Origin of the sequence: Acidaminococcus sp. CAG:542 (genome assembly GCF_000437815.1) — a bacterium.
In the GTDB taxonomy this organism is placed as follows: domain Bacteria; phylum Bacillota; class Negativicutes; order Acidaminococcales; family Acidaminococcaceae; genus Acidaminococcus.
In genome coordinates, this window is sequence record NZ_FR902099.1 from 1 (window position 1) to 7,611 (window position 7,611).

General features: G+C 53.3%; 6 protein-coding genes and 1 pseudogene. 1 reads left to right on the forward strand and 6 read right to left on the reverse strand.

The window, feature by feature from the left end:
* Both QVO43_RS08810 and QVO43_RS08815 read right to left on the reverse strand, forming a co-directional pair.
* Nucleotides 1-662 (reverse strand): annotated as a pseudogene (locus QVO43_RS08810) (SH3 domain-containing protein); the annotation flags it as partial.
* Between the two features lie 86 nt (nt 663-748).
* Nucleotides 749-1,393 carry a YigZ family protein gene (locus QVO43_RS08815; protein ID WP_022488155.1) on the reverse strand — a complete coding sequence of 215 codons (645 nt, stop codon included), beginning with the start codon at nt 1,391-1,393 and terminating at the stop codon, nt 749-751.
* A gap of 479 nt (nt 1,394-1,872) precedes the next feature.
* Here QVO43_RS08815 and QVO43_RS08820 point away from each other — a divergent pair, with 479 nt between their 5' ends.
* Nucleotides 1,873-3,150: a C40 family peptidase gene (locus QVO43_RS08820; RefSeq protein WP_022488156.1), complete on the forward strand. Its 1,278-nt coding sequence runs from the start codon at nt 1,873-1,875 to the stop codon at nt 3,148-3,150.
* 129 nt (nt 3,151-3,279) lie between these two features.
* Here the strand turns inward: QVO43_RS08820 and QVO43_RS08825 are convergent, their stop codons facing one another.
* The 4 genes from QVO43_RS08825 to QVO43_RS08840 form a co-directional block, all read right to left on the reverse strand.
* Entirely contained in the window at nt 3,280-3,579 is a 300-nt protein-coding gene (locus QVO43_RS08825) for a DUF2442 domain-containing protein (protein WP_154488661.1), read from the reverse strand.
* A 4-nt stretch (nt 3,580-3,583) separates the two neighbouring features.
* The gene (locus tag QVO43_RS08830) at nt 3,584-3,850 is read right to left on the reverse strand and encodes a DUF4160 domain-containing protein (RefSeq protein WP_288174839.1); all 267 of its coding nucleotides are present in this window, start codon (nt 3,848-3,850) and stop codon (nt 3,584-3,586) included.
* 475 nt (nt 3,851-4,325) lie between these two features.
* Nucleotides 4,326-5,624 carry an S-layer homology domain-containing protein gene (locus QVO43_RS08835; protein ID WP_022488157.1) on the reverse strand — a complete coding sequence of 433 codons (1,299 nt, stop codon included), beginning with the start codon at nt 5,622-5,624 and terminating at the stop codon, nt 4,326-4,328.
* 301 nt (nt 5,625-5,925) lie between these two features.
* Nucleotides 5,926-7,203 carry an S-layer homology domain-containing protein gene (locus QVO43_RS08840; RefSeq protein ID WP_012939009.1) on the reverse strand — a complete coding sequence of 426 codons (1,278 nt, stop codon included), beginning with the start codon at nt 7,201-7,203 and terminating at the stop codon, nt 5,926-5,928.
* Nucleotides 7,204-7,611: the final 408 nt, after the last annotated feature.

Sequence of the window (7,611 nt, forward strand, 5' to 3'; positions counted from 1 at the left end):
GTTGTGTCGGCGGGAGCCGCCGTTTCTCCGGCCGTCCCATCACTGTGGTCGATGGGGGCTTCGGTCACATTCCCTTCCGCATCCATACCGGCTGCCGAAAGGTTGATTTCGATTTCCCCTTCACTTTTATCCAGCACCGCCCCGGCATGGTATACCCCGATCAGGCTCCCGTCCCGGTCCACATAATAGGTATCCGGAATGGTCTGGAGTTTGGCCGGATCCACATCATACAGATACTGGAGCCCGTTCTGGGCCAGCACAGCCAGCTGGTCTTTGGTGTAGTAATAGCTGAGAGGCCGCAGTTCACCGGTTTTCCGGTCAAAGGTCATGCCCACGCTTTCTTCCACACCCATATTGGGAGTCATCACCAGGGTGAAGCTGACCAGATCCTCGTCAGATTTGTGCACATCGTAATGGACTTTGCCCCCTCCCAGGGTGGAGGCTTCACTGACAAAAGAAGCCACCTGGCTGCTGAGGGCCCGGTTGATTTTGTCATCTGCCGTGCGGCTGCCGCCGCTGACCTGAGGGCATTCCACATCTACTTTATTTTCCGTACGGCTCACCGTCTTGACGGATACGCCGGTTTCCGCCGCCCATGCAGGAACTGTAGCGGCCCCCAGGACCAGACAGCTCATCAGGACAGCACAAGTTTTTTTCAGCATTGATCATGCCTGCTTTCTACCATATTCTTTCCCCATCATCTCATGATATACAATAAGTATAAGTGTACTGTAATCCGGAGGGAAAATCAAGATTGGGCCGGCTCCACCGGACATTCTTCAAAGAAAGTTTTCTCTTCGTCCAAGGCCACCGGACGGCTGAGGGACTCAGTGAGCCAGGCTTCCGCCTTCTCTTTTCGGTCCCGGGGCATCACCAAGTGGATTTTGGCCCGGTTGGCGTATTCTACGTCCCCCACGGCAAAAAGGTCCTGCTGGTACAGCAGGTTCAGCACCCGGCCCACATCGTCCAGGGTCCAGAGGAAGGCATAGTCCCCCATGGGCACCATTTCCGCCAGGCCCCCTTCCTCCACGGCCTGGGCCACACATTTCCCGTAGGTCCGGGTCAGGCCCCCGGCTCCCAGCTTGATGCCCCCGAAATATCTCGTCACCACTGCCGCCGTGTTGTACAGCTCCTTCCGGCGGAGGACTTCCAGCATGGGAGAACCGGCTGTGCCGCTGGGTTCCCCGTCATCATTGGACCGCTCCACCCGGTTGTCAGGACCTACGATATAGGCAGAACAGTTGTGGGTGGCGTCCCAGTATTTCTTTTTCATGGCCCGGACAAATTCCTGGGCCTCCCCTTCCGTTTCTACCCGGGCCAAGGTGCACAGGAACCGGGATTTTTCCACCACCAGCTCACTGACCACAGGCCGGGCGATCACATATTTTCCCATTGCCGTTTCCGTCCTTTCCGTTAGGTGTATCACAGGGGATATTATACCATAAGAAACCCGGTCAGCGGCCAATGGGCAACGGTCAACGGCTGATGGAAAAAAATTGCCAGCTGACCCACCACCATCCTTGCGGATGGTCCCCCGCCCCTCCCAGGGCGGACTTTGGGTCCGTTCCCATCACCATTTCAGGGCTGCGTCCAAGTGTCCCAGCTGGCCCATTGCTTATCCATGGTCTCGGCCTGCCATGCAATCTATCCGCCCTTTGCAAGGGCGGGGGACCGTTGCGCTTGCGCAATGGTGGTGGGTTAGCAGCCCTTGGGGCTGCGTTTTCAATCAACAGCATCTGCCTGGGGCAGATGGTTTCCATCGGCGTGAGACGTTAAGCGCAAGACTGAAAAACGGCCCGCCGTTTTTCACCCTACCCGCGGTCCCCTTTTCTTATGGTATAATAGGAACGCTATATAAAGGAGGTCATCATTTTGCTGCATGCTTTTCATCGTATATCCCTTTTGACCGGTGCCCTTTGCCTGTCCGCTTCCGTGGCTTTGGCTGCGGCGGCCATGCCTGGCACACCGGCTGCTCTCACCAAAGCTTCCGCCTGGACCACGGCTGCCGGGAACACCGTCCTGGCCACTCCGGAACGGATTAAAGCCATGAACGCCCAGATGGACAAGGCCACCTTTGGCGATTCCATCCAGGACCTGGGAGCCTCCATTTCCGGCGACAAGCTCACCGGCTATGTGAATTCCTTCGGCATGGATGAAGACCAGTACATCCAGAGGGCTCCCATCAGCCACTCTTTTGCTTCCCAGCTGGTCCAAGATGCCAAAGCCAATATCCGTCCCACCAATACAGTAAAATACGGAGTGGTGGTGGACCGGGTGGATCTCCGCTCCTTCCCCACCCTTCAGCGGGCCTTTGATTCCGCCTCCGACACCCAGTTCGACAACTGGCAGGAAACCGCCGTGGATCCGGCCACTCCGGTGCGGGTGTACCACACCAATCCCCAAGGGAACTTCATTTTCGTCCGTACCCCCCATTATCGGGGATGGGTCCCTCGGAACAAGGTAGCCATCACCGATGCCAAGACCTGGCAGACCTACGCCAACCCTGCCTCTCCTGCTGTAGTCACCGGGCGGGTACTGACCCTCCAGGCCGGCACCCAGCCCCAGCTGTACCAGATGGGCACCGCCATTCCCACCCAGGGCGGGAACCTGCTGCTGCCCACCCGGAACCATCAGGGCTATCTCCAGATTGTCCCGGTGAAAGCCGCCTACGGGGCTGATCTCCATCAGGGCTACCTGCCCTACACCGCCAACAATACCATTGAAATGGCCTTCAAGCATCTGGGGGCCCCCTATGGCTGGGGCGGCATGCACAACAGTGTGGACTGCTCCGCCTTTGTCCAGGATGTGTACAAGACCATGGGAATCCAGCTGCCCCGGAACGGAGACGAACAGGCCCAGTCCTTCCCGGGGAAAAGCTTCCAGGGCATGACCCATGCAGAGAAGCTGGCCTACATCAAAACCGCCGCACCGGGGTCCCTCCTGTTCACCCCCTACCATGTTATGATGGTGCTGGGGAATTACAACGGCACTCCCTACATGATCCATTCCCTGGCCTCCTACGGCATGGAGACTTCCAGCGGCGTGGTAAAGAACCGGATCATGCAGGTGGTGGTCAGCAAAGTGGATCTGCTGGCCGGCAGCGGAACGCCCCTGGTGGATCAGATGACACAATGCAATACATGGAAATAAAGCGCAGGGCGCTTTATTTCTGTCAATGGTCGACGGTCAGCGGTCAACGGTCGGCAGTCAGCGGTCAACGGCAGGCGACAGAAAGGGGGTGTTGCACAGGACGTGCAACACCCTCTTTTCTTTTATCTCTTATGCAACCGTCTCCAGCGGATCCTTTACAACAGGGGCCTCATAGACGTCATAAGGATCCAAATCTATGCATCTTCGCGGATTCCGTTTTCCTTCCAAGTCCCACGCGGCTGTGCCATTCATGACCGTAAGGCAGTCGTGAAACACCTTTTGATCCTTCAATTTTTGAAATACTCCGGGGTTCTGTACCAGGGACGATGCATCATAATAATGAACCGTTCCGTCATTAAAATACGCGTAAAAACTGTATCCTTTTCCTGGAACCACCTGTAAGACTTCAGGTATCAACTGTTTTTCCATTGTATCACCCCTTCCGCATTGGAGGTACCGGATTGGGTTCTTTTCCTTCTTTCACCAGTTCCCAATTCTGCATCAATTCATCCTGATACAAAACACACCAGGCAAGGACAATTTTTAATTGTCTACCTGGCAGAAATCCCTTTAATACCGATGCATTCTGAATATCAATCAAAGCCTTCTGACCAGCATATTCGGCGTGGATATGTGGAGGATTGTGGTCGTTGTAATATATGGTAATCCGAATTCCAAAAAACAAACTAATTTCAGGCATTGGTCATCCCCCCTTTTCTTCCATTATAGCAAAATCACCAAGCAAAACCAACGGTACCATTGGATTCCCCTCATTTCACACCGAAGAATTTTTCATCGATTAGCCGATTGCCATCTGTAGGGCGCGTCCTTCCCGGACTTCGGATTTATAGTAAAACCTCAGGGCCGTTTCTGTTTTTTTGTCATGCCCTCTGGGCGGCCGGGATGGGCTCCCCTACGGGGAGCCCCTACGCCGTCGCTGTCTAACAGACGACAACAACGGTGTTCTCCGTTTGTTGCCCGGTACGGGCGAACACCAGCAGACCGTGCATCTGACCTTCCGACCTCCGTTTGTGAGGCCCTACGGCATCGCAACAGAACATTGGATTTTTACCGTACCTGCTCTGCACTCTGCACTCTTCCCTCTGCACTGGTTTTCCGGCACATAAAAACGGCCCTCCTTTGGGGAGAGCCGTTTTTTGCTTCCAATCGGTTGATCAGAAGGTGATGTTCAGTTCGGACCACAGGGTGCGGGCGTGTTTGTTGCCTGCATCGATGCCGTTTTCTGCATCTTTATTCTTCAGATCATAGTATTCCACGGTAGCCACCATGTTCTTGGCCACGGTCAGGTTGCCGCCCACCATGTAGCCCTTGAATCCGGTGTACGGGAATACGTACCAGTCGCCGTTCATGGTGTGGGAGGCCACGGTCACAGCAGCCTGGTCATAGTATTTGGCATATAGGCCCCAGGTGCCCGGTTTCTTTTCATCGGCACCGGCATAGCCCAGCCCCACTACATAACCATCATCATCCACATTGTTGACCCAGCTGTTGTTCTTGGAATCAGCGTCACCCTTCAGGTACATGGCGTTCACATTCCATTTGCCGGCGGTATAATCGGCCCCAACGGTCCAGATTTTGTTGTCAGTCTTATCCAGGGTACCTTCCCCTTCATTCATGGCGCCGAAGTCCTGGTCATTGATCTTGGTATAAGTGGCTTCGCCGTGCAGGTTGCCCCAGTTGCCGCCCAGGGCTGCGCTCCAGTAGGTATCCCCTACGGAACCATTTTTATCCTGCCAGCCATACCGATCAGCGTTGGCCAGCTTACCATAGGCAGCGGACAGATATCCCTGGCCGAATTTTACATCAGCCCGGACAGCGTCGGCACGGTCATCGAACACGTTCCCATCGGCAATGAAGTCATTGAAACGGCCGGCGGTGATGTTCACCACGCCGATATTCCCGTTCAGGTAAGCTCTCTGGAAGTTTGTATCGCTGTCGCCGGATTCGTTCTTGCCTTCGAAGTATTGCTGGTTCTGGATCATAGCGGTGTAATGCCAGTTGTCGTTCACTTCACCGGTGAACCACAGACGGGTCCGCAACTGGGCTTCAGATTTGTCATCCCAATTCTTGAAGCCGCCGCCTCTGCGATCTGCATAGCTGATACGGGCAGCCCCGGTCACCTGTACGTTGTCCGCATTCTTTTCCAGTTTGGCCACCCGGACCCCCAGGTTGTCCAGTTCATCGGCGAATTCGCTGACCAGTTTGTCATCCGCACCGATGGCGCCTTTGGCCAGGGCTTTGGCCACGATCTGGGCCATTTCGTACCGGGTCATGGTCCTGTCACCCTTGAAGGTGCCATCCGGATACCCATCCACCACACCGGCAGCAGCCAGTTTGGCCACAGCGCCATAGGCCCAGTGGCCAGCAGGCAGGTCGGAGAAGGGGTTGGCAGCAAAGGCAGTGGCGCTGACGCCCAGAGCCATAGCCATGGCAAACACTAAAGATTTTTTCATTGGAGATTCCTCCCAGAAGTTATTTTTATCCAGGCAGTTTTCCGTTTCTTTCCATTCCCGCGAGTCTCCTTGTTTCCTCTGTTCCTGGCAAAAGAATCAATCCACCTGCCTGGGATAAATCAATTGTGACAATTCTATCAACTTTTTATAAAGTACCATATTTACATATATTTTACAATAGTATCGGCATAGACTTGCAGGATACGTTTTACTTTGTACATTTTATTACACTTTTTATCGATTATTTTGCATAAAAAAAGACGATCTCTTGCGAGATCGTCTTTTGGGTTCCAATCGGAGATTAGAACGTAACAACCATCTGAGACCACAGGGTCTTGTTATGATCGCTGGTAGACCCTTTGTCTTTCAGGTCATAGTATTCAACCTGAGCCACCATGTTCTTGGCCACAGTCAGGTTGCCGCCGACCATCCAGCCTTTGAAGCCGTCCGGGCCGAAAGCATCGTAGTTACCGTTCATGGTATGAGCGATGTAGGTAGCGCCGCCCTGGTCATAGTATTTACCGAACAGGCCCCAAGAACCAGCTTTGGCAGCAGAAGCACCCTTATAAGCCAGGGTAGCTACCCAGCCATCGTTATCGGGTTCTACACCGTCAATCTTTTCATCGGCATCGCCGTGCAGGTACATAGCACCGATCTTCCAATCGCCTGCTTTGTAGTTGGCTGCAGCGGTCCAAATGTTGTCAGAACCTTTAACCCAGTTGGTATCCAGATCTTTTACATGCAGGTAGTTGGCTTCCAGGTTCAGGTTGCCGATGTCGCCGCCCAATACAGCCTGAGTGAATTCGCCAGCTTTGGATTCTTTAGCCTTAGCCTTTTCATCTGCAGTAGCCTTATCAAAGCCGGTCCAGCCGTAGGTATCAACATTGGCCATTTTGCCCCAGGTTGCGCCCAGGTAGGTAGCACCGAATTTGGTGTTGGCATTTACAGCATCCACACGGGTATCGTACACGTTGCCTTCAGCATAAGTACCGTTGTAACGGCCCAGGTTCATGTTCACAACACCGATGTTACCGGTCAGGTAAGCTCTCTGGAAGTCAGTGTCGTTATCGCCGGAGTCGTTATCGCCTTTATTGTTCCATTGTTGTTCGTTCTGCAGCATCCCAACATAATGCCAGTTGTCGTTCACTTCACCGGTGAAGAACAGACGGGACCGGGTCTTGGTTACGCTCTTCTTACCAAAGTCGCCGGTAGTATGAGCATAATGGGTACGGATGTTCCCGGTGATCTTTACAGCGTCAGCGTTCTTTTCCAGTTTGGCAACGCGGACACCCAGGTTGTCCAGTTCATCAGCGAATTCGCTGACCAGTTTGTCATCAGCACCGATAGCGCCTTTGGCCAGAGCCTTGGCAACGATCTGAGCCATTTCATAACGGGTCATGGTCTTGTCGCCTTTGAAGGTGCCATCAGGATAACCGTCAACTACGCCGGCAGCAGCCAGTTTGGCAACAGCGCCGTAAGCCCAGTGGCCAGCAGGCAGATCGGAGAACGGGTTGGCAGCGAAAGCGGTAGCGCTTACGCCCAGAGCCATAGCCATGGCAAATACTAAAGATTTTTTCATGGGATATTCCTCCTTAGGAATCACAGAGTGAATTCCCCGGGAACGTCCGGCTGACCTCTGCCGCGAGTATCCTTGTTTCCTCTGGCTCTTTCAGCGTTCTGTCCCTGTGAAATTCGCATTACTATTGTGACAACTTCTTGTCACGGTGTTATTTTAACACAAGATTACAGAAAAAAGCAAATTTGTGAACTTATTTTGGCTATGGATTACATTATTATTTGTTTTATTCTTTATAGTTCATGTTTTTATCACATATTTTAAAATTTATAGCACGAAAAAAGGACGATTCCAACGAATCGTCCTTTTTATATTGGTGATGAAAAACCCACCACCATGCTCCGCATGGTCCCCCGCCCTTAAAAAGGGCGGATATAAAAGGGACTGGCTGGGTACCCTGCCCTTAAAAAG

Excerpts from the sequence above, each read along its gene's own strand:
- QVO43_RS08815 (WP_022488155.1), bottom strand. The coding sequence starts at position 1,393 with ATGGGAAAATATGTGATCGCCCGGCCTGTGGTCAGTGAGCTGGTGGTG.
- QVO43_RS08825 (WP_154488661.1), bottom strand. The coding sequence starts at position 3,579 with ATGGAAAAACAGTTGATACCTGAAGTCTTACAGGTGGTTCCAGGAAAA.
- QVO43_RS08830 (WP_288174839.1), bottom strand. The coding sequence starts at position 3,850 with ATGCCTGAAATTAGTTTGTTTTTTGGAATTCGGATTACCATATATTAC.
- QVO43_RS08835 (WP_022488157.1), bottom strand. The coding sequence starts at position 5,624 with ATGAAAAAATCTTTAGTGTTTGCCATGGCTATGGCTCTGGGCGTCAGC.
- QVO43_RS08840 (WP_012939009.1), bottom strand. The coding sequence starts at position 7,203 with ATGAAAAAATCTTTAGTATTTGCCATGGCTATGGCTCTGGGCGTAAGC.